Source organism: Leptotrichia hongkongensis (genome assembly GCF_041538065.1).
Lineage (GTDB): Bacteria > Fusobacteriota > Fusobacteriia > Fusobacteriales > Leptotrichiaceae > Leptotrichia > Leptotrichia hongkongensis.
Genome location: NZ_JBGORW010000007.1, coordinates 123,602 through 145,381, shown reverse-complemented (window position 1 = coordinate 145,381; position 21,780 = coordinate 123,602). Strand labels below are relative to the sequence as shown.

At 28.6% G+C, this 21,780-nt stretch carries 15 protein-coding genes; 4 read left to right on the top strand and 11 right to left on the bottom strand.

Annotated elements, in window-relative coordinates; all coding sequences use genetic code 11:
* Window positions 1-6 precede the first annotated feature (6 nt).
* The 11 genes from ACEG17_RS06910 to ACEG17_RS06860 all read right to left on the bottom strand — a co-directional run bounded on the left by ACEG17_RS06910 (window position 7) and on the right by ACEG17_RS06860 (window position 15,842).
* Complete coding sequence (locus ACEG17_RS06910; protein WP_372583109.1) at window positions 7-3,519, bottom strand: SNF2-related protein; 3,513 nt, start codon at window positions 3,517-3,519, stop codon at window positions 7-9.
* Window positions 3,520-3,655: 136 nt separating this feature from the next.
* Complete coding sequence (locus ACEG17_RS06905) at window positions 3,656-4,210, bottom strand: GNAT family N-acetyltransferase (RefSeq protein ID WP_372583108.1); 555 nt, start codon at window positions 4,208-4,210, stop codon at window positions 3,656-3,658.
* Window positions 4,211-4,294: 84 nt separating this feature from the next.
* Window positions 4,295-5,965 carry a signal peptidase I gene (gene lepB / locus ACEG17_RS06900; protein ID WP_372583107.1) on the bottom strand — a complete coding sequence of 557 codons (1,671 nt, stop codon included), beginning with the start codon at window positions 5,963-5,965 and terminating at the stop codon, window positions 4,295-4,297.
* A 90-nt stretch (window positions 5,966-6,055) separates the two neighbouring features.
* Window positions 6,056-6,406, bottom strand: a complete 351-nt coding sequence (gene rplS / locus ACEG17_RS06895) for a 50S ribosomal protein L19 (RefSeq protein WP_021768283.1) — start codon at window positions 6,404-6,406, stop codon at window positions 6,056-6,058.
* 327 nt (window positions 6,407-6,733) lie between these two features.
* Complete coding sequence (locus ACEG17_RS06890; protein WP_372583106.1) at window positions 6,734-7,087, bottom strand: arsenate reductase family protein; 354 nt, start codon at window positions 7,085-7,087, stop codon at window positions 6,734-6,736.
* A gap of 111 nt (window positions 7,088-7,198) precedes the next feature.
* Window positions 7,199-8,845, bottom strand: coding sequence for a signal peptide peptidase SppA (gene sppA / locus ACEG17_RS06885; protein ID WP_372583105.1), 1,647 nt, complete (start codon window positions 8,843-8,845; stop codon window positions 7,199-7,201).
* Window positions 8,846-9,786: 941 nt separating this feature from the next.
* Entirely contained in the window at window positions 9,787-11,760 is a 1,974-nt protein-coding gene (gene uvrB / locus ACEG17_RS06880) for an excinuclease ABC subunit UvrB (protein WP_372583104.1), read from the bottom strand.
* 160 nt (window positions 11,761-11,920) lie between these two features.
* Window positions 11,921-12,805 carry a GTPase Era gene (gene era, locus ACEG17_RS06875; protein ID WP_372583103.1) on the bottom strand — a complete coding sequence of 295 codons (885 nt, stop codon included), beginning with the start codon at window positions 12,803-12,805 and terminating at the stop codon, window positions 11,921-11,923.
* A gap of 408 nt (window positions 12,806-13,213) precedes the next feature.
* The gene (locus ACEG17_RS06870; protein ID WP_372583102.1) at window positions 13,214-13,549 is read right to left on the bottom strand and encodes a zinc ribbon domain-containing protein YjdM; all 336 of its coding nucleotides are present in this window, start codon (window positions 13,547-13,549) and stop codon (window positions 13,214-13,216) included.
* Window positions 13,550-13,687: 138 nt separating this feature from the next.
* A complete protein-coding gene (locus tag ACEG17_RS06865; protein WP_372583101.1) occupies window positions 13,688-15,295 on the bottom strand; it encodes a ComEC/Rec2 family competence protein in 1,608 nt (535 codons plus the stop codon).
* Window position 15,296: 1 nt separating this feature from the next.
* Window positions 15,297-15,842, bottom strand: a complete 546-nt coding sequence (locus tag ACEG17_RS06860) for a type II secretion system protein (RefSeq protein WP_372583100.1) — start codon at window positions 15,840-15,842, stop codon at window positions 15,297-15,299.
* Between the two features lie 415 nt (window positions 15,843-16,257).
* Between ACEG17_RS06860 and ACEG17_RS06855 the strand changes: the two genes are divergently transcribed.
* The 4 genes from ACEG17_RS06855 (at window position 16,258) to ACEG17_RS06840 (ending at window position 21,744) form a co-directional block, all read left to right on the top strand.
* Window positions 16,258-16,926 (top strand): sakacin A production response regulator, encoded by a 669-nt coding sequence (locus tag ACEG17_RS06855; protein ID WP_372583099.1) that lies wholly within the window; start codon window positions 16,258-16,260, stop codon window positions 16,924-16,926.
* A 12-nt stretch (window positions 16,927-16,938) separates the two neighbouring features.
* Window positions 16,939-18,633 carry a DnaJ domain-containing protein gene (locus ACEG17_RS06850; RefSeq protein WP_372583098.1) on the top strand — a complete coding sequence of 565 codons (1,695 nt, stop codon included), beginning with the start codon at window positions 16,939-16,941 and terminating at the stop codon, window positions 18,631-18,633.
* A gap of 135 nt (window positions 18,634-18,768) precedes the next feature.
* Window positions 18,769-20,583 (top strand): Hsp70 family protein, encoded by a 1,815-nt coding sequence (locus tag ACEG17_RS06845; protein ID WP_372583097.1) that lies wholly within the window; start codon window positions 18,769-18,771, stop codon window positions 20,581-20,583.
* An 87-nt stretch (window positions 20,584-20,670) separates the two neighbouring features.
* A complete protein-coding gene (locus ACEG17_RS06840; RefSeq protein WP_372583096.1) occupies window positions 20,671-21,744 on the top strand; it encodes a DKNYY domain-containing protein in 1,074 nt (357 codons plus the stop codon).
* Window positions 21,745-21,780: the final 36 nt, after the last annotated feature.

The following is a 21,780-nucleotide window of genomic DNA, read 5'->3' as shown; positions in this document are numbered from 1 at the left end:
TTTAGTTTAGCTTAATAATTCCATTAATTCCTTATCACTCATTTCAAAAAGGACTTTCTCTCCGTCTTTACTTTCTAGTAAATTCTCGCTTAATTGACGTTTATTTTCCTGAATTTTTATGATTTTTTCCTCAATTGTTCCTTCTGTCACAAGTTTTATAACTTGCACACTTTTTTTCTGTCCAATTCTATATGCTCTGTCACTTGCTTGATTTTCAACAGCAATATTCCACCACGGATCATAATGAATTACAACATCTGCTCCAACAAGATTTAATCCTGTTCCACCTGCTTTTAGCGAAATTAAGACAGCTTGTCTTTCTCCGGCGTTAAATCTGTTACAAATCTCAACTCTTTCCTTAGACTTTACGTTTCCATCAATATAAAAATATTCAATCCCCATACTTACAAGCTCTTTTTCAATTTCCTTCAAAGTTCCTACAAATTGTGAAAAAATCAATAATCTATGCCCATTTTCTGTAATATCTGGAAGTAAATCCCGAAGTACTTCTATCTTTGCTACCTCACCTTTATAGTCTTGCTTGAATAAAGTTGGCGAATTACAGATTTGTCTAAGTTTTGTCAAGATTGCAAGTATTTTCATTCTATTGTTGTCATTTTTGTTGAATTTCTTCATTTCACTCTTGGCCTGCTTAATATAGGACATATATAGCTGCTTTTGCTCCTTACTTAATGTTACAACCATATTTGATTCAATCTTGTCTGGCAATTCAGTCAGCACTTCCTTCTTTGTTCTTCTTAACAAAAATGGAGCTATGATTTCACGTAGATTATTTATTTTAGAAGAATTTGGATTTATAATGGCTTCCTTATAAGTTTTTTTAAATTTTGTCAAATTATCGAGATAACCAGGTATTACAAAATCAAAGATTGACCATAATTCTAAAATATTATTTTCAACTGGTGTTCCTGTCAATGCAAAATTAACTTTGCTATTGATTTTCATAACCGCCTTCTTTATTTGAGATGTCGTTGTCTTTATATTTTGGGCCTCATCTAGCACTACTACGTCAAATTCTCTGTTTTTATATTCCTCTATATCATTTCTCAAAGCCTGATAAGTTGTTATCATAAATCCTTTTGATTTTCTTGAAATAATTTCTTTTCTTTGAACTGCCGTTCCTTCAATTAGAGTTGGACTTATCCCTGTAAACTTGATAATCTCTTCCTTCCAATTGTATAATAATGAACTTGGTACAATAATCAATGCCGAAAAATCTCTATTTTCCTGATAAATCTCATTTAACAGTGAAATTGTCTGTAAAGTCTTACCAAGACCCATATCATCGGCTAAAACTCCACCAAATCCAATATCATACATATTTTTTAACCAGTTAAATCCTAATTTTTGATATGGAAATAATTTTACATTTATATTATGTGGCTCAATTTCCTGCCGATTTTTTATTTTATGGAACAAATCCTTAAATTCATCCATTTTTACAAGTTCTTCCTGAATATTTTTTGAAACTTGAGCAAGCTGCAATGCCTTTATTTTAGAAATTTTATTTTCTCCTACTTTCAGATTAGAAATAGAATCTGTAATTCCAACTAATTCCTCAATACTTTTGTTGGCAATTTTTACAAGCTCTCCACTTGAAAGCGTTATGTATTTTTGTTCATTTTTAATGGCTTCCATCACAATTTCCACATCTTCAGTCTTTATTCCCTCAATATCAAAACTGATATTCAAGAAATTATGCTCCACTTTCTTTATTCCAATATGAACATCTATATTTCTTGCATTTTTTATTTTATTGTCTAAATGAATTTTTACCTTGTTTGAATATTTTTTATCAATATATTCTGAAATTTTCCCTAGACCTTCATAATTTACATTATAAGTACCTTCTGTCAATTCTATATTTGCAACAGAATAACTTTCTACAAGTTTTCTTAGTTCCTTGAATAAATTCATATTTTTTCTTGGAATAAAATATTTTCCATTTTTCTTTATTGCACAAATAGTATTTGACAGATTAACCTTCACTACTTCCTTTTCATCAGTTTCTGAAACAAAAATATCAATATTTCCATCTTCTTCAATATATTCAGCAACATTTACATTCTCATATCTCAAAACTGCTCCCAGCTTCTGATTATCCTCAAACGAAAGCTGATTAAATAAATCTGTATCTAGAGAATCAAATTTCCCAAAAAATCTTTCCTCATTCGCATCCATCTTAAAGACTTTCGCTGTATCATTTGAAAAAGAATAAAATGGGCTATTTTTCGAGATTTTTTCTATATTTCTCATCATAATTCTGCCATTTTCGATTACAAATAAAGGCTCATAACTGCTCATTATCTGTTTTTGCTCCCCTAACAAAATAAGATTTTTTCCTTTTTCCATAGCTACAAGCAGTTTATTTAAAAGCATTTCATATACTTTCAAGCCTTTTTTATCTTTAATTCCGCTGTCTATAACACTTTGAATCTCTTTGCTGTATTCGTAAATTGCATTGATTATTTTTTTATTTGTTTCATTGAAAAAACAGTTCTTAGGGCTGTAAGTAATTTTGGAAGTAACTTCATATTCCCTTTCTTTCACAATAGCCTCAATAAACTTCAAAATATCTTTTACATAATATATTTTCTTAAATCCTGTCTTTATTCGCAAAATATAGTCTGGCACATTATTTTCCTGATTATAGTCATACCCATATTTATAGTCGCTATAACTTCCTTCATCAATTTCTATTTCCAGTTTCATTTCCTGTTTTTCATCAGCTTGAATATTTTCGATTTCTAAATAAAGATTATAGATTTCATTAATTTTTTTAGAAATACTTTCAACATTTTCCAATATTTCCTCATTTATTTTCTTTTTTTGAAAATCTATATTCTCTTTTTCAATTTCATCTTTTACAGCTTTTTCAGTATTTGTTTCAATTGTTTCAAATTTAATTTCCAAATTTTTATTTTTTTTATCAAAATTTGTAAATGCACCATTTTGAATATTTTCCTCTTTTTCAAAAGTTTCAACTGTTTTATCTAATTTTTTTGTATTTTCACTTTTTAGTTTTAATCTCTGTCTTGATTTATTTTTATTATCATTTTCTGAATTTTTCACAGTAGCTTTTTCAGTTCTAATATTTTGGTCTTTTTCCTTAATCTTGGCTATTTTTTTATTATCTTCCTCAAAATCATCTTCAAACATCATTTCAATTTCATCTGTCCCAATAACTTTTGAAATTTTTTCTGAATGATCTGCCATCATCCCCAAAGTTACAACGTGTTTACAACAATTTTTCTTATTATTCTTAAAAAATATGCAATCACAGTTTGCTTCGATAAATTCCCCTTTTTTCTGTTCTACCGTAATTGATGTCTTACAAAGACTGTTTTCCTTGTACTCACCTTCCACCGTTATAAAATTTCCATCAGCGAAAAGTGCAGTTATATTCCCCAAACTCTTATTATAATATTCCTCTCCGATTACGAAAATACTTGGCGTTATCTGTTTTTTTAATTCTAACGAAATACTATTCTCTCTCATATCTCTCCCTGCTTTTATTTTAAAAAAATCTTTTAATTTTCAACTTTCCTCTTTACAATTCCCCCAATAGATTCCGTTATTCTATCAAAAAATTAATGACATAATAAAAAACTATTCAGAATTTTAAAATCTAAATTTAAATAGATTTCATCATTATTATTGCATTTTCATTATTCCCATAATAATTTTTCCTTACATAAATTTCTTCAAATCCAATTTTTTTATAAAGTTTTAGCGCTTTTCCGTTATTTTCGTTAACTTCCAGCAAAAATTTTTCTCCTGAAAAATGTATATTTTTAATTCTTATATTTTCATTATCCTTAATCAAATTTTTCATGCTTTCAATTAACAATTTTTCGCCAAAACCTTGTCCTTGATATTCTTTTTTTATTGCTACCTCAAAAATATCTATGCTCTCTATTGTACCATAAAATGCGACATATCCCAACATATTTTTTTCAAATTTTTCATTTTTACCAAAATCCGTTTTTTCTTTTTGACTTTTTTCAAAAATTTTATTTTTATCTTCTTTTTTTAATTTTTCTATAAAAATATTTTCTCTCACAAAATTAAATAAGCAGTATATCTCATACTGCTCACTTAACATCATTTCAGAAAAATATTTATCTTCAACTTTATTTTTAAAGCTCTCATTATGAATTTTAACCAATTCATCGACAATATTTTCCATTTTATTCTCCATTTTTATTTAACTTTATCAAACTCTTCTTTAATTATTAAAATAAATACACTTATAAATGTAAATGCTCTTAAATTATAATAGCCCAATTCTAGTCAATGGCCACCATCTTACAAGCAATTCACCCTTAATTCTTGGCTCTGCTACAAGCCCAAAGTATCTTGTGTCATGACTATTTGAAGTGTTATCTCCCATAGCCATATAATAATTAGTATCAAGTGTTATAGTTTCTCCATTTAACAACTTCTTAAACAATTCATCATTATACTTAAAGTCCATAATTGGCATAACCATTTCATCTCTACCTTCAACTTTTAAAGTAAACGTATAGTATTTATTAGTTAGCACATTATCAGGGCTAGCTTTATAGATATCATTACTTCCTATTATATCTTTAAAATTCTTATCTGTCTTTATTAAATCTAAAAACTCTTTTCCACTTAATTTTTTGTAACCTTTTCCATCATAGTAGCTTTCCCAGTTTACTTGACCAATTAAAGTATTATCTTTGTCTTCCGTTTTTCTAAATACTTTATCAATTGCAATGACTTTATCTAGTTTTACTTTATCACCTTTTTTAGGAATATAAATTTTATTATTCATAAGAATTCCTTCAGGTAAATATAATTTTTGAGGTGTTACTCTTTTTAAAATTTCTGATTCCTGTCCATTTATTATCATTGCTCCACCAACTTCTTTAACTTGACGTTCCTGTAATTCTTTTTCATATTTTGCTTCTTCAAGTTTGTCGTGTTTTTCATCGCCAGTATATTCAATTTTTGGTTCGCTGTCAAGAATTGCGATTCTAAATTCTGTTATACTCATTTTCCCTTTTGCAATTTGCAAAGTATCTCCCGCTGCTCCAACTATTCTTTTTGTAAACATCAGTTTATTTTCCATCGGCTCTTTAAACGCAATTATATGTCCAACTTTAGGGTGTGAAAAATGATATTTAACCATATTCGTAAAAACCCTATCTTGAATCCTAATTGTAGGTTCCATTGAACCTGTAGGAATTACATAATTTCCTATATAAAACATTTGTATCAGTCCAACTAAAATAATTGCAACTAAAGCATTATCAATTCTTGAAAGTGCTTTCCCAAATGTACTTCTTTTTCTTTCTTCTCTTTTAATTCTCTCTTCTACTGTAATATTTTCCTTTGGAAACATTTTTTTTAAAATTTCTTCTGTGCTTTCATTCTTTACTTTTGCCTCAGTCAATATATTCTCCATTTTTTTATTTCCATACACAGCTTCCTTTAGAATCACTTGTTCATCAATTTTTTCTTTTGGTAAATCTTTAAACAAATAAATAAGAATCAATGAAATTACAACATTTATTCCCAAATAAATATGAAAATTTATATCCATAATATTAAACATTAATCTGCTCAAAAACAACATTACAAGATTAAGTAAAAAAATCCATTCATGTTGTCTTCTTAGAACATAAATTATTAAATTTATAATAAACACTCCAAGAATTCCCCAAACTTTTATAAAAATATCAGAATCTGGCGTTTTATCAACAATCACGAAAAATACTGATGTAATAATTAATGCAACTATTGTTAATATATTCCCTGCAATAAAACTTCTATCGCTTCTCTCAAGTGAAACTTTCTGCAATATTTCATCTTCTTTAGTTCTTATCCAATGTATGACCTGTTTTTCCTTAAAAAAGAAAAATAACAGAAATAACGTTGCAATAAGATAAAATACTCCCCACAATAACATATTCATAATTTTTCCTCTCCTAAATTTGTAATTTTATAATTTTTAAATTTTTTAGTTTTATAAAAATAAAAAGCTAGCATTTTGCTAGCCTTGAAGCTACTTTCTAATTTCTTTAATTCTAGCAGCTTTTCCTGATAAGTTTCTCAAGTAGTATAATTTAGATCTTCTTACTTTACCAATTCTCTTAACTTCGATTTTTTCTACTAATGGAGAATTTAAAGGAATGATTCTTTCTACACCGATTCCTGAAGATACTTTTCTAACTGTGAAGTTTTTAGCAACACTTCCACCAGAAACTCTAATAACTACACCTTCAAAAACCTGTATTCTTTCTTTGTTTCCCTCTTTTACTTTGTAGTGAACTGCAACTGTATCCCCTGCTTTAAATTGAGGTACATCAGCTTTCAAGTAATTTTTTTCTACTAATTCGATTAATTTCTCTTTCAAGAAATTCACTCCCTTCTTTCTAAGACATTCTTTCTATCTATACCAATTTTACTAATTCACAAACTTTTTTTGTTTATAAATTTTATTACAAAACTGGTAGCAACAATAAAAGCGGAATATCCTTTTATTCAATAGCTTATTAAGTTTATCACATTTTCCATTAATTTTCAATACAATTACAAAATTTTTTTCAATTTTTTCAAAATTTTTAAAGTAATATTCTTTTTTTCTAAAATACTTTTTTTAATCTAAATATTTCAAACTCAAAAATTATAATCTTTTTATCAAATATCTATATTAAATTATAAATTTTAAATAATTTCAAGTTTATTTCAACTTTTCAATCCACTCAGCTTCCTTAAATCCAACCAGCACAAAACCCTTCCCTACCAAAAGTGGTCTTTTCAATACCATTCCATTGCTTGCAAGCAGCTCAAACTGCTCATCTTCTGACATCTCTGTCAATTTTTCCTTCAAGTTTAGCTCTTTGTAAACATTCCCGCTTGTATTAAAAAATCTTTTTAACGGCAATCCACTTTCTTTATAATATTTCTTAATATCTTCCTTCGATGGTGTTTCTTCCACAATGTGCTTATATTCGTAATCAATCCCATTTTCCTCCAACCATTTTACGGCCTTTTTACAAGTTGTGCATCTTGGGTAGCAATATACTTTGTTCATTTTTTTACTTCCTTTCTTAATTTATTAAAATTTAAATTAATTAACAGATTAATATTTATTTTTCCAATATTTCTTTTATACTTTTTTTACTTTTTATTAAATTGGAAATTCTCACAATTCAATATCACTCTCATAATACAAAACCTGATTTATATTTCCTTGCAAAAATTCAATCTTTTCCCTAATTTCCTCAGATACAAACGGCATTTTTATATCTGCCAAAGTTTCCTTCAAAGTTTGTGTTAACTCCACTATTTGCACTTTATATTTATCTAACTTCAAATCATTTGCCATTGAGTTTATACAATCTTCCAGAGTTCCAATTTCATCAACTAAATTTATATTTTTGGCTTCGCTTCCAATCCACACTCTTCCTTGTGCAATTTTTTCAAGTTCCTCATCTTTCATTCCTCTGGCTACCATTACATGTTCCTTAAACTCGCTATAAACTTCATTCATATTATGGATTAATTTCTCTTTTGAATCTTCTCCTAGTTTTTCAAACGGATTCAGCATATCAAAGCCAGCACCTTTTCCAAATCCTTCCAAATTAATATCTAACTTTTTCATTGTTCCTGCAACTTCAGGATACATCATAACAACACCGATTGAGCCTGTCAAAGTAAAGTTATTCGCAAATAATTTTTTTCCAGTTGTGGCAATGTAATAACCACCGCTTGCACAAACATCTCCCATTGAAACATATATTGGCACAGTCAAATTTTTTAATTTCTTATATATTTTTTCAGAAACTAAAGCACTTCCACCAGGCGAATTTATTCTTAACACCAACCCTTTCAAATTCTTTATTTCTTTTAATTCTTCTAATTTTTCACATACATTTTCGTAAGTGATATTCTTGTTGGGATTTTTCACATCAATAACACCTTCAAGATTCACTACTGCAATCGTATCTTTTGCTTTTTCCTTTTTTTCTTTCAACATTCCTATGTATTCTTCAATCGAAACGGTATCTTCCTTGTAATTTATCCCAATTTCATCATAATCAGCAACACTGTCAATCAATTTATATTCCAAAGCCTTTTTCGTCCCAGCAAAAATAAGATTTCCACTCAATATCTCATTTTCAATATCAACGCCTCTTTTATTTTTCACTAGTTCCACAAAATCTCCATAAACTTTATCCTTTATATTTTTAATTGATTCCTTTTTCTCTTCTGACATTTGGTTATGGCTATATTTTTCTCCAGCGACCTTGTAATCACCAATATGAAGCACATTCATCCTTATCCCAAATTTTTCCAGAAACGACTTCAAATAAAATTCTTTATGCAAATATCCCCTAAAAATCATAGTTGACTGTCTTGTGTCAAACATAAAAATTTTATCAGCAAGTAAAGCCTCTCTATATCTACTTTCCTCAAAAAGCGTACCTATTGCCACTACTTCCTTATTTTTCCTAATCTTGTCAAAAATTTTAGAAATCTCTTCCAGATGTGAAAGTGTCAAATTTAACTTATCTACATCAATAATCACTTTTTTTATATTCTTATCTTCCGCAAGATTATTTAACCCTTGTAATATTTGATAATATGACAATTTCTCTTTCCCCTTTAACGCTGGCACAGCCACATCTTCCTTCAATTTTTTGACATCAAACACAACAGTTTTTACCTTTTTTAAAGGCAATTTCTTCTTATTTTTTACTCTAAGAATCTTCTTCACAAAAATTAAATTTAAAATCACACACAAAATAAGCATTATTACTATTTCTAACAGAATTTTCAAAATAAACATCACATCAACTCCCTTTTTTATTCTTAAACTATTTCACTAACAATCCCAATCCAAATGCAATACAACATCCTATTAACAATAATAATTCTTTCATATTGAAAATTAATATCAAAAAAATATACATCAATATTAAACTCCCCAAAATATAAAATACATTTTTCATCCTAATTTCAAAATCATACATTACTCCAAGTACAAAAAACACTATTAATGGCAAAATTAAAGTTATTGAAAAAAATATTGGAAATTCAAAAAAACGAAATATAAATATCAATATTGAACTAGTACTATTGGTTTTTATTATCATATTTCTTGTATACAAAGCTATCGGATACAATATTAATTGTGAAATAAAAAACGGAAACAACGACATCCAATCTGGAAATTTTATTTTTTTGTCTTTATTCAATTTATTACTCCTATCAAAAATTTTATTTCATGGCACTATATTCAGATTAATAATTTTTTATTTATACTAATTCTAATTTAAATAATGAATCTAATATAAATTTAAAAAGTTGACGGAGCTTTTATTTGTTCAACTACGACTGTCTGACGACTGAAAGGAGGAGTTTCGTAGTTGGGCGAATAAAAGTCGTAGTCTAGCCATAGGTATTGCGTAGCAATCTTACCACAATTTTAATTATCAGGATAAATCTTTCATGCAAGATAAGGATTTGCGGCAATGAGCAATCCTGCAAAAATAAAGAAAAAACATAATAAAAATTGTTATTAAACAAAATAATCTAATACTAAATCTCATTAGAAAATAAAAGCTATGTCAAGAACAAGAAGTTTTAATTCCTTACTAAAAAGTATGCAATCCAAAATTTGTTAAACATTCGCTATTAAATGGAAAATATATAGTATAATCTCTCTACTTAAAATAATTGGTATAAATAAAACTTAAAATAACTTGTTTGAATATCAAAAATAAAAAATTACAGTTCAATTAATAACTTTTTCAATTCATTCATTTTATCCCTCAGCTTAATAGCTTCTTCAAAATTAAGCTCTTCAGCCAGTTTTTTAATCTGCTTATCAAGTTTCTTGATTTCCTTTTCCACGTCTTTTTCACTCTTATACTGTTTAATTGCTTTGTTTGCTTCATTTTCTTTTTCAATTTCATAGTCTACGATTGACTCTGCGATTTCTCTTACAATTGATTTTGGATTAATATTGTTTTCCAAATTATATTTTTCCTGAACTTCACGCCGTCTGTTCACTTCGTCAATGGCTTCCTGCATAGAGCCTGTTATTCTGTCAGCATATAGGATAACGTGTCCTTCTACGTTTCTTGCTGCACGTCCCATTGTCTGAATTAAAGATCTTCTAGAACGCAAATATCCTTCCTTGTCTGCTTCCAAAATTGCCACTAATGAAACTTCTGGAATATCCAGTCCTTCCCGCAGCAAGTTTATTCCAACTAGAACATCAAATTCACCTTTTCTCAAGCCTCTTATTATCTCTGTTCTTTCTAGCGTGTCAATGTCAGAGTGCATATATTTTACTTTTATTCCATATTCCAAATAATAATCTGTCAGTTCTTCTGCCATTTTTTTTGTCAAGGTTGTAACTAAAATTCGTTCTTTTCTTGCCGTTCTTGTTTTTATTTCATCCATCAAGTCATCAATCTGATTTTTTGTTTCACGAATGTCGATACTTGGCTCTACAATTCCTGTTGGACGTACAAGCTGCTCTACAACTTCACCATTTGAATGTTCCAGCTCGTAATCGCTTGGAGTGGCTGAAATATACACAGCTTGTGGAACTTTTTCAAAAAATTCCTCAAATTTTAATGGACGGTTGTCGTAAGCACTTGGAAGCCTAAATCCATTGTCAATTAAAGCCTTCTTTCTTGCCCTATCTCCCTTATACATTCCATTTATCTGTGGAACTGAAATGTGCGACTCATCCAGAAATACGACTAAATCCTCTGGAAAATAGTCAATCAGCGTATCAGGCGCTTCTCCTTCACCTTTTCCAGTCAAATATCTGGAATAGTTTTCCACACCTTTACAATAACCAATTTCCTCAATCATTTCCAAGTCATATTTTGTCCTTTGCTCAATTCTCTGTGCTTCCAGCAGTTTTCCTTCTTTTTGGAAAAAATGTACTCTTTCTTCCATTTCCTTTTTTATTGCCTCGAACATCACTTTTGTATCTTCATTTGTCAAATAGTGAGTTGCAGGCATTATTGTGATTCTTTTTATATTTCTAATTTTCTGCCCAGTAAGTGTATTAATCTCTGAAATGCTTTCCAAATCATCTCCAAAAAATTCAAAACGGTACCCTGTATCCTGATAAGACGGATGTAAATCAAGAATATCACCTTTCACACGGAATTTTCCACGCTCAAAAGCAATATCATTTCTCTCATATCTAAGTGAAATCAGCCTTTTTATAAGCTCATTTCTCTCAAATCCAGTTTCCACATCAATCGGAATCGATCTCTTTTTATATGCCTCTGGCGACCCCAATCCATAAATTGCCGAAACTGAAGCCACAATAATAACATCTCTTCTGTTCAAAAGTGCCGCTGTTGCTGCATGTCGCAATTTATCAATCTCATCATTAATTGAAGAGTCCTTTTCAATATATGTATCAGTTTGCATAATATATGCTTCAGGCTGGTAATAATCGTAATAAGACACAAAATATTCAACAGCATTTTCAGGAAAAAACTGTTTATATTCATTGTAAAGCTGTGCTGCAAGTGTTTTATTCGGTGCCATTATCAAAGCTGGACGATTTATTTTCTCAATAACATTCGCAACTGTAAATGTCTTTCCCGACCCCGTAACCCCAAGCAAAATCTGATCTGTAATCCCATCTTCCAAGTTTTCCACAATCTTTTTAATAGCCTGAGGCTGATCTCCAGTAGGCTTAAATTTTGAATGTATCTTAAAATCCATCTCTATTTTCCTCTTTCTTTTTTTCAAAATTCTATTTTATTAATTGTTTCCAAAATTTAAACTCATATTTCTACTTTCTCTATAGATATGTATTTTCAAGCAAATTTTTTATAAAAATTAAAAGAAATTATTATTAACCAAATAGAATCTAAAATAACTGTTATTTTATTTTATAACCCATTTCATCAAGAAATTTCTTATTTTTTCTCCATTTTTTCTTAACTTTTACCCACAATTTCAAATTAACCTTCAAATCAATCAGATGTTCAATCTCACGTCTAGCCTCCGTCCCAATTTTCTTAAGCATAGCCCCATCTTTCCCAATAATAATTCCTTTTTGGCTATCTCTTTCGACATAAATATTTATATCATATTTTCTAATTGTAGGCTTTGTTTCCACATTAATAATCTCTACAGCCACACTATGCGGAATTTCATCTTTCGTATGATGTAAAATTTTCTCTCTGACTGTTTCCACAACGATTTTATTTACTGGTAAATCTGTATAATAATCTTCTGGATAAAACCATACATCATTTGACAAATATTTCTCAGCAACTTCAAATATCTTATGGATTCCAATTGCATATTCCGCCGTAAGAGTTATTATTTCATCAAACTCTCCCAATTTTCCACGAATTTCCTTTTTCTTCTCTTCAATTTCCTCATCCGTCATTTTATCAATCTTATTAATAACAAGCACAATCGGTGTCTTCACACTTCGCACATTTTCATTAACAAACATATCCCCAGTTGAAATTTCCTGTGTCCCATCCAGCATAAACATTATCAAATCGACATTTTCAAGTGCTTCTAATGCCACATTAGTCATGTGTTCTCCAAGTAAATGTTTAGGTTTGTGAATCCCTGGCGTATCCACAAATATAAACTGATTTTCTCCAATATTTACAATCCCTTTTATCTGATCCCTAGTCGTCCCAGCCTTATCCGACACAATTGCAACCTTTTCTTTCACGAGCTTATTCATAAGCGTTGATTTTCCAACATTCGGACGCCCAACAATTGTTATAAATCCTGATTTCATTCTTTCTCCAATTCTATTCTTTTAATTTAATTATGATAATAAATTTATTTAACAATTTCAATTCTCAAATATTTAAATTAATCATTTTTCATACTATTTCAACTAATATTTCTTATTAACATAACTATTTATAATTAAACCAAGACGTCTTGATTTTTTGGAAATAAAATCGACTGTTTGAGCGAAGTTTTACGTAGCGAGTTTCGATTTTGTTTTCAAAAAATGCTTAGACAAGCGGGGATTGCAAAGGGGATAGCGATTGTTCCCCTTTGCTCTAAAACAAAGAAAAAACATAAAAGTTATCAAATAAATATTTATTAGCCAAAAAAGTTAAAATTCAAATAAATATTATCTAGTTGAATATTTAAGAAAAAAACTTATAAAGTAAGTTATTAAAAAATCTATTTTTTATATTTTTTTAACAAATTCAGATTTCAGCTTCATCGCACCAAAACCATCTATTTTACAATCAATATTATGAATTCCATCATCAATTAATCTTATATTTTTAACTTTTGTTCCTCTCTTCAAGTCTGATGATGCACCTTTTACTTTCAAATCCTTAATAATTGTAACGCTGTCTCCATCCTGTAAAATATTCCCGTTTGAATCTTTCACAACGTTTTCATCACTGCTTTCTTCCCCATTTTCATCCCATTCATAAAAGCATTCTGGACAAACTAACATATTTCCGTCCTCATAAACATATTCTGATCCACATTTTGGACAATTTGGTAAACTCATATTCTATCTTCCTTTCAAATTTTATTATTTTTTTATCATATCATTATACCACGAAACAGGAACTTATAAAATATGTTTATTATCATAATTTTCATTTATACTGCTAATAACATTCTTAAATCTATTTCTATGATTATTTTATTGCTTAGTATTAAAAGAACTTGAGTACATATCAATTTTTGCAGTAAACAACGGCATTACAAAAAATGTTATAAAAAATAACATTCCATAATATGCAAAAACCGTCCACAACGGTACTTTTCCATTGATACTAATCTGTAAAAGCGGAATTTTGCTTCCAGCGGAAATAAATCCTTCAAAAGCCTTAAAAATAACTTCTGTAATAAAAACTACTATTCCATTAAATAAAGATAATTTAAAAATATTTAGAAGTACAGCCAAAAATAAACATTGTATAACAACAGTTCCAATAGGTATTCCTACAATATTTAATAAAAATGAAAATAATGGCAGTTTTTCAAAATAATATAAAAATAAAGGAATACTTGTAATTTGTATTGTTAAACTTAAAAATATCAAATCTACAGTATTTTTCAATACTTCGTTTTTTATTTTATCCAAAATTTTTTCCTGATAAATTTTCTTAAATTCAGGATTTACAAATATTATTGCCACAACTGCCGCATACGAAAGCTGCATTGAAATATCAAAAAGTGAATATGGATTTAGCACAATTATAACAATAAACGATATTAACAAAGATTTTTTACTGTCTTCCTGCTCAAAAAGAATCCTTGCCAAAATCATCATCGCTCCCATAATATAGGCACGTAAAATTCCTGGAGAAAATCCAATTAATGCACAATAGAAAGTTAGTGCCACAAGTGCCATCAGATACTTAAACCTATACCCTAGCGACAGCCCGTCCAAAATTTTCACAATCCCAATCACAACCAGACTTATATGAGTTCCAGAAATTACAATCAAATGAGCCAGTCCCGTGTATTTAAACTTATTCTTCATATCCTTAGAAACTTCCGCCTTTTCTCCCAGAACCGCAGCACGTGAAAAAGCATACAAATTTTCTTCTGTTATAAATAATTTATCAAAAATCTCCAAAATATATTTACGAACGCCATTTAATCGTGATTCTTTATATCCTAACACTTTCCCTTCAATCTTGATATTGCCATTTTTATTTACAACTTTCTTAATTTTGTACCGCATAAGATAAAATCCATATTCAAACCCCTTCTTATTCTCAATGCTCGCTTGACTTTTCAAATATTTGTTATTAACCTTCAAGACACTTCCACGATTTCCATCAATCTTAACATAAAGTGTCTTTTCTCCAGAAAGTTCTCCCTTAAAAGTAACAAAATTAAGATAAAACACAAACAAAAAAATTCCTGCCAAAATTAAAATTCCAAATTGCCAAGTTCTTTTCACTTCTTCAATTCCTATTTCCATATTAAAAAATTTTACTAAATTTTGTTTCCTGCGTGAAAGTTCAGCTTTTATATACTTTTTTCTAGCTTCTTTCTCTCTCAATTTCTGCATTTCCAAAATATATTTGTCAAATTCCTTATTTTCAAATTTATTTACGTTTTCTTGAGTTTGACTATTGTCATTATTTTTATTCACTTTTATATTTCCAGAATTTTTTATATTTTCATTTTTATTAGATTTTTTCACGATTTTACGAAATCTTATATTCTCAAAATCTATTTTTTTATTTTTTTCCTCAATTATCTCATTATTTTCTAAATTTCCCCCACTTTTCAACTTAAATTTCCTCCTCCCACAAGTTAGCCTTTGAATAGTCATCCGAAAGATTAATTGGCTTTTTAGCCCTGTAAATACTTATAATTGGATATTTTGCGGCATTTATCGTGTTTGTGGAAATCCTGTAATAAATTTTTTCTCCCTTTTTATCCAGCAAATAAACGGAAAATCCTTTTTCAAAATTCCCTTCATTTGTGGTACGTCTTCTAAAATCGGCATTTTTATTAGAATTATTTGTCATATAAGATAAGTTTTGGGAAACCTCCATTTTATCTATAATATCCTTTTTCCCATTTTTTTCATCCAAAAAATAGGCCCTCTTTTCAGATATTTTAAAATCCAGCACATATTCCTTCCTGTTGTGCTGTGAGTACTGCTGAATTTTTCTAATAAACTGGCTAATATTCCTCTTCTGAATTGCGAACTCCTGACTCTGCCTCTGTTTCTGTGAATTCATAGAAACCACCATAAACAAAATCGCCATAATTGAAATGTATAACAAAACCTCAATGAGTGTAAACCCATCGTTATTCCCCTTTATTCTCATTTTTCCACCCCTTATTTTTAATCTTTTTTTAATCAATACTATTATACACTATTTTTTTAAAAAATCAAATTTATAGTAAAACTAGTTTAAAACAGAACTCAAAAATTACGACTATTTTACTTAAATCCTAAATTATATAATTTCTATCAGTTCAATTTTAAATGGGTTCGAGTGTATATTCAAAAAATTTAAAAATTGAAATAATATACAAAAAACATTTGAAAACCTTTAAATTTATTTTATGCAAATATAAGAAAAAATTAAAACCTTTTTAGAAATTTGAGAAAGTATGTTATAATTTTATAGAAAACTCTCTTTAAACTTGAACTTAGTATTTATAATTGTTTCAGAAAAGTTTTCTAAGATTATTTAGTTTTTAAGAAGTTGAAATCAAAAAAATTTAAGGAGAAAAAATATGAATAAAAAATTTAATTACAAGCCATTAATTGAATATACAGATTATGCTGGAAGAAAATATATTAAACCTGAAAAAGCTGGGGATTTAAAGGAAGATATGGCGCTTTTTAGAAAAAATGGACAGGCTGCACGAAAGATTTTTACTGAAATAGCCAAATCTGTAGAGAAAAATGTGGAGGGATTTCATTTGCAGAAAGTTAGCAGCTGGATGAATCAAGGACAGGTTGCAAGACCTTATCTTTGGGTGTTTTTGAAGCAGGATGGAGATACTGAAAATGAATCCGGAATTGCACTTAGAGTCTTTAAAAATGAGAAAACTAAAAAAGTCGGAATTTCGTTGGAAGTAAGTTTTGTTGAACGTAAAATTGGAGAAAATACACTTGAAAGACAAAACAAGGTTTTAGAATTACCTATTAAAAAACCACTTTATTATTTTGTGCAGTTTTCAAAAAGTAAGGAAAACTGTATGCTGGATAGAATTGAAGGAAGTGAAAAAAATAGGGAAAAATTACTTGAAGATATGAAAGAGGGAAATATCAGAAAAGTACTTGTTAAATTTGATGTGGAAGAAATTGAAAAATTTGAAAATTTTGAAGATTTGACAAAGGAATTTTTAAAAGGCTTTAAATTACTGATGCCATTTTATTTGAAAACGAAAGAAATTTAGGGAGTGATAATTTTGAATTTTGCAGAAGCATTTAAAATACTGGAAATAGAGCCGACAAATGATAAGAAGAAAATAAAAGTTGCGTATTCCAAGATGTTGAAAAAATATCATCCTGAAGATTTTCCTGAGATGTTTATGAGAATTAATGAGGCTTATGAAACTGCTTTGGGATATACAGAAAATAATTTTTCTGAAAATTTGTATGAAAATACTCAAAATTTTAGAAAAACAGAAGAAATGAAAGAGAGTGATTTTTCCGATATTTTTGATTCAAAAACATTTGAGAAAAAAGAAGATAAATTTACTGAAAAATCTGAAGAAAGACAGGCAAAGGAAAAGTTTTTTGAAAAAAAAGAGAATAAAAATAAATATGAAAAACTTAATATTTTTGAATACTTAAAAAATTCTATGCGAACAGAAGATAGATTTACAGAAGCGTTTAAAATACTAGAAATGGAACCTACAACTGATAAAGAAAAAATAAAAAAGAAGTATAAAGAGCTATTAAAGAGGTATCATCGCAACAATTCTGAAAATTATGATAAAATATTTAGTAGAATTAACGAAGCTTACGGAATTGCTTTGGGATTTGAGCAATCGAATTTTAATGAATATGAAGGGGATTCTATTGAGGATATATTTGATAATTTTTTTAATTCTGCCAATAATTCAAGCTATAAAAGTTTTTTTGAAAAAACACAAGATTTTTCAAATGTTTTTGATCAAAATGAAATAACAAACAAATCAATATCTGCGTGGCTAGGACGGCTTAAAAATCTTCTTTTATCTGAAAAACGTCCATTAACAGAATATCGAGAAATTTTACGTGATTTTCATTTTAATTTTGATGTTTCGGAAAAAAATCAAATTAGAGAAATTTTACAAAAAAATGGATTGTGTGATTATGCTTGGAGAAATATAACAAGAATTGAAATGGAACTTTTGATTTATAATCTAAATAATTCTAATACGAATGCAGATATTTTAGGGGAAACTTGGGTAGATACTGGTAAAAGTGAAAACATAAGTTTGGATGAAATTGTAAAAAATATTGTAAGTGAAAATTTTTCAGAAAATGAAAAAGGATATGAAAAATTTATTCAAGATTATTTTAATATTAAGATTTTTAGATTATTTGGAAAGAATATTGCGTTATACCCTTACAGAGACATAGAGCAAGTAGGTGCAACTTTTAAATTTATAACTTATAAAATACGAAATGAATATGTTGATGTTAATAAGTATATAGAAATTTTTGATAGAGAACAAAAAAATAAGAAAATCGGAATAAGTTTACGCATAACGTCTTATTTATGGAGTATTTTTGGTGCGATAGTTTTATTTTTATTCTTTTTAAATCCTATTGTTGACTGGTACATAGGGATTTTGGGGACTATTTTTTTCATAATTTTAGACTGGGTTAATATAGCTAAAGAAAAAGAATTTGAGTGGAGTATGCAATATGGGTATTCAAGTTATTTGTCGATTTTAATGAGTATAATGTTTGTTGTAAATCTTATTGTTATTGGTAATGCGGAATATGAATCCTCAATTATACCATTTTTACTATATTCACAGCTGATATTTCAATTTGTAGTTTTAAATATAATCTTATTTGTAAAAATGGTAGTAACTACAAATATAAGATACAAGCGATTAAGAGAATTTTCAAAAAAAGTTTTAGATGTGTTAGTCTTAAAAAAGTAAGGAAGAGGAAGAGAAAGATAAGGCTGTGGAAAATTTTGCGAAAAAGATATTGGATAAGATATACTGACTAAATATTTAACAATTTTAAGTTTTGAGATTTATAAAAAAGAATACTGTTAGAGGAGGAGAATAACAATGGGAAGAATGATTGGAATTGATTTGGGGACAACAAATAGTTTGGCTACGTATATTGATGATAATGGGGAAATACAGTTTGTAAAAAATGAATATGGGAATATTTTGATTCCGTCTGTTGTGGGAATTGATGAAAATGATGGAATAATCGTGGGAGAACTGGCGAAGGAAAGAAGAATGATGAACGCTGGGGAAACCGCAAGTAATTTTAAAAGAAGGATGGGAACGGAAGCAAAAATTAAAGTAAAGAATAAAACTTTTGATGCACAGATGCTTTCTTCGTTTGTACTGAAACATTTAAAGGAAAATGCTGAAAAACAGCTCAATGAAAAGATAGACAGAGCAATAATAAGCGTACCTGCATATTTTAATGATAAACAGAGAAAAGATACCAAAATAGCAGCGGAACTGGCAGGACTTACAGTGGAAAGGCTTATAAATGAGCCAACAGCTGCGGCATTGTCACTTGGAAGCCATATTTTAGATCAGAATTTGAAGTTTATCGTGCTTGATTTGGGTGGAGGGACATTTGATGTTACCTTGCTTGAAACATTTGAGGATATTATGGAAGTAATTTCTATAAGTGGGGATACGATGCTTGGTGGAGAGGATTTTACTACCAAAATATGTGAAATTTTCTTGAAAAATATAGGATTATCAATATCTGACTTGAGCCGTGATGAAAGAACAAAATTGTACACAAAGGCAGACAGGGTAAAAAAACTGATAAGTCTGAAAGATGTGGAAATTGAACTGGAAATTAAAGGAAAAGATTATAAAGCAGAAATTACGCAGGCAGATTTCAGAGCGGCTGTAAAACCATTGCTTGTAAAAATAAAAGTTGCAATTGACAAGGCTTTGCAGGATGGAAATACAGATGCAAGAGAAATTGAGAAAGTTGTGCTAGTCGGCGGGGCTGTAAAATTGGGAATTGTGGAAGAATTTGTGGAAAAGTATTTTAATAAAATGCGTGGAGAAAAAACTTATTTTGACAATACTGATTTTATTGAAGGCAACAAACTTGTGTCAATAGCTCAAAACCCTGATACTGTCGTAGCTTACGGCGTTGGTGTAACTGTGGGAATGAAGGAAAGAAACAAGGCATTTAAGGAAAGAATTTTGACAGATGTGTGTCCATTTACACTCGGAATTGAAGTAATTGGACAGAGATTTGCACCGATTATTCCAAGGAATACAACGGTTCCTACAAGCAAGTCTGAATATTTTTCAACAGTAGAAGACAATCAGACAATAATAAGAATCGCAATTTATCAAGGGGAAAGCTTGAATATAAATGATAATCTATTTTTGGGAGAATTTGAAATAAATGTTCCAAGAAATAATGCAGGAAATGAAAACGTAAATGTAAGATTTACTTACGATATAAATGGAATCTTAGAGGCAGAAGCAACTGCAATGAGTACGGGAGAAAAGAGAAATAAATTAATTATAAACGGAGATTTATCCGAAGAAGAAAAAAACGAAAGAATTAAAACTTTGGAAGAAATAAAAATTCAGTCAGAAAATCAAAACAAAGATAAATTGCTGATTGAAAGGGCAAACCGAATTTATGCAGAAATAGTAAATACAGAAATTAGAAACTACATTTCAGAATATTTGGAAAATTATCAGATGATTGTAAGAACAGGCGATAGAATACGTATTCAAAAAGTAAAAAAAGAATTTTCAGCTTTTCTTGATAAAATAGATCCAGAACTGAACGACTTGAGTGTTGATGATATTTTGAGAGATATTGACGAAAAGGAAGAAGATGAGGCTGTGGAAGCGGAAGATGAACTGGAGTTTTGGAATTAGAAAAATAAATTTTAAAATATTGTGTTTATTGAGATTTGTGGACTTTTATAAATAATTAGCGTAACTTTTTATAAGGAGAAAATAATTATGAAAATAAAAAAATTGTTGAAAATATTTGGGTTGTTAATTTTGGCAGGAAATATTGTAAATGCAGAATATATAAAAAGAAATGGAGAAATTTATTATCGGGAATGGATGGAACAAAAGCCGAAATTATTAAAAAATATAGATAAAAAATCATTTGAAATATTGGAAAATGATTTTGCAAAAGATAAGAATAATATTTATTATCAAGGGGAAAAGATTGAAAAAATAGATTCTAAAAGTGCTAAAATATTTGGAAGCCATTTTGTGAAGGATGAGAAAATTGTTTTTGATGCTTATGAAAAAAAGGAATTGAAAGATGTGGATACAAAGACACTTAAATCAGTTGGAGATTATTATTTTAAAGATAAGAAAAATGCTTATTTTGATATGAAAAAAATTGATGAAAAAGTTGATTTGGAGACGTTTATTTATTTGGAGGATTTTTATGCGAAAGACAAGAATAATCTATATTTTCGTGAGCAAAAAGTGAAAGGTGTAAGTCCAAATAATTTTAAGTTTTTGACTTCGTTAAGCAGTGTTCCTGACAATATTATTAAAAGCGGGAATGATTTTTATCTTGTTTATGAAAATGATTCGAATGAAAAAATATATGCGAAAAAAATGGATTTTCCAATTGACAGGGATACTTTTGAAAGTTTTTCCATGAGAGTTTATAAAGATAAAAACAATTTTTATTATTACGATGAAACTGATGATATAAAAAAGGGAAAAACGCTTATTAAATTTAAAAATGAGGCTGATATAAAAACACTTAAATTTTTGAAGGAAAAAAATGGCGAAAAAAGTAATGAATATATAAAAGATGAAAAGAATGTCTATTATGTGGATGAAGAAAATGCAGAGATAAAAAAGATAGAAAATGCTGATTACAAAACCTTTCAAGTTATTGAATACTTATATGCAAAGGATAAAAACAATGTTTATTATCAAGGGAAAAAGTTAAATAATATTAATCCAAATTACTTTAAAATTGTAGATAATGAGATAAAATATAATAATGAATTTTATAAAATTGATGAAAATATGAATCTTATAAAAATAGAAAGAGAATAAAAAGTTGAAAAGTTAAAAAGGTATTTTATTTCTAAA

Excerpts from the sequence above, each read along its gene's own strand:
- ACEG17_RS06910 (WP_372583109.1), bottom strand. The coding sequence starts at position 3,519 with ATGAGAGAGAATAGTATTTCGTTAGAATTAAAAAAACAGATAACGCCA.
- ACEG17_RS06905 (WP_372583108.1), bottom strand. The coding sequence starts at position 4,210 with ATGGAAAATATTGTCGATGAATTGGTTAAAATTCATAATGAGAGCTTT.
- lepB (WP_372583107.1), bottom strand. The coding sequence starts at position 5,965 with ATGAATATGTTATTGTGGGGAGTATTTTATCTTATTGCAACGTTATTT.
- ACEG17_RS06890 (WP_372583106.1), bottom strand. The coding sequence starts at position 7,087 with ATGAACAAAGTATATTGCTACCCAAGATGCACAACTTGTAAAAAGGCC.
- sppA (WP_372583105.1), bottom strand. The coding sequence starts at position 8,845 with ATGTTTATTTTGAAAATTCTGTTAGAAATAGTAATAATGCTTATTTTG.
- uvrB (WP_372583104.1), bottom strand. The coding sequence starts at position 11,760 with ATGGATTTTAAGATACATTCAAAATTTAAGCCTACTGGAGATCAGCCT.
- era (WP_372583103.1), bottom strand. The coding sequence starts at position 12,805 with ATGAAATCAGGATTTATAACAATTGTTGGGCGTCCGAATGTTGGAAAA.
- ACEG17_RS06870 (WP_372583102.1), bottom strand. The coding sequence starts at position 13,549 with ATGAGTTTACCAAATTGTCCAAAATGTGGATCAGAATATGTTTATGAG.
- ACEG17_RS06860 (WP_372583100.1), bottom strand. The coding sequence starts at position 15,842 with ATGAGAATAAAGGGGAATAACGATGGGTTTACACTCATTGAGGTTTTG.
- ACEG17_RS06855 (WP_372583099.1), top strand. The coding sequence starts at position 16,258 with ATGAATAAAAAATTTAATTACAAGCCATTAATTGAATATACAGATTAT.
- ACEG17_RS06845 (WP_372583097.1), top strand. The coding sequence starts at position 18,769 with ATGGGAAGAATGATTGGAATTGATTTGGGGACAACAAATAGTTTGGCT.
- ACEG17_RS06840 (WP_372583096.1), top strand. The coding sequence starts at position 20,671 with ATGAAAATAAAAAAATTGTTGAAAATATTTGGGTTGTTAATTTTGGCA.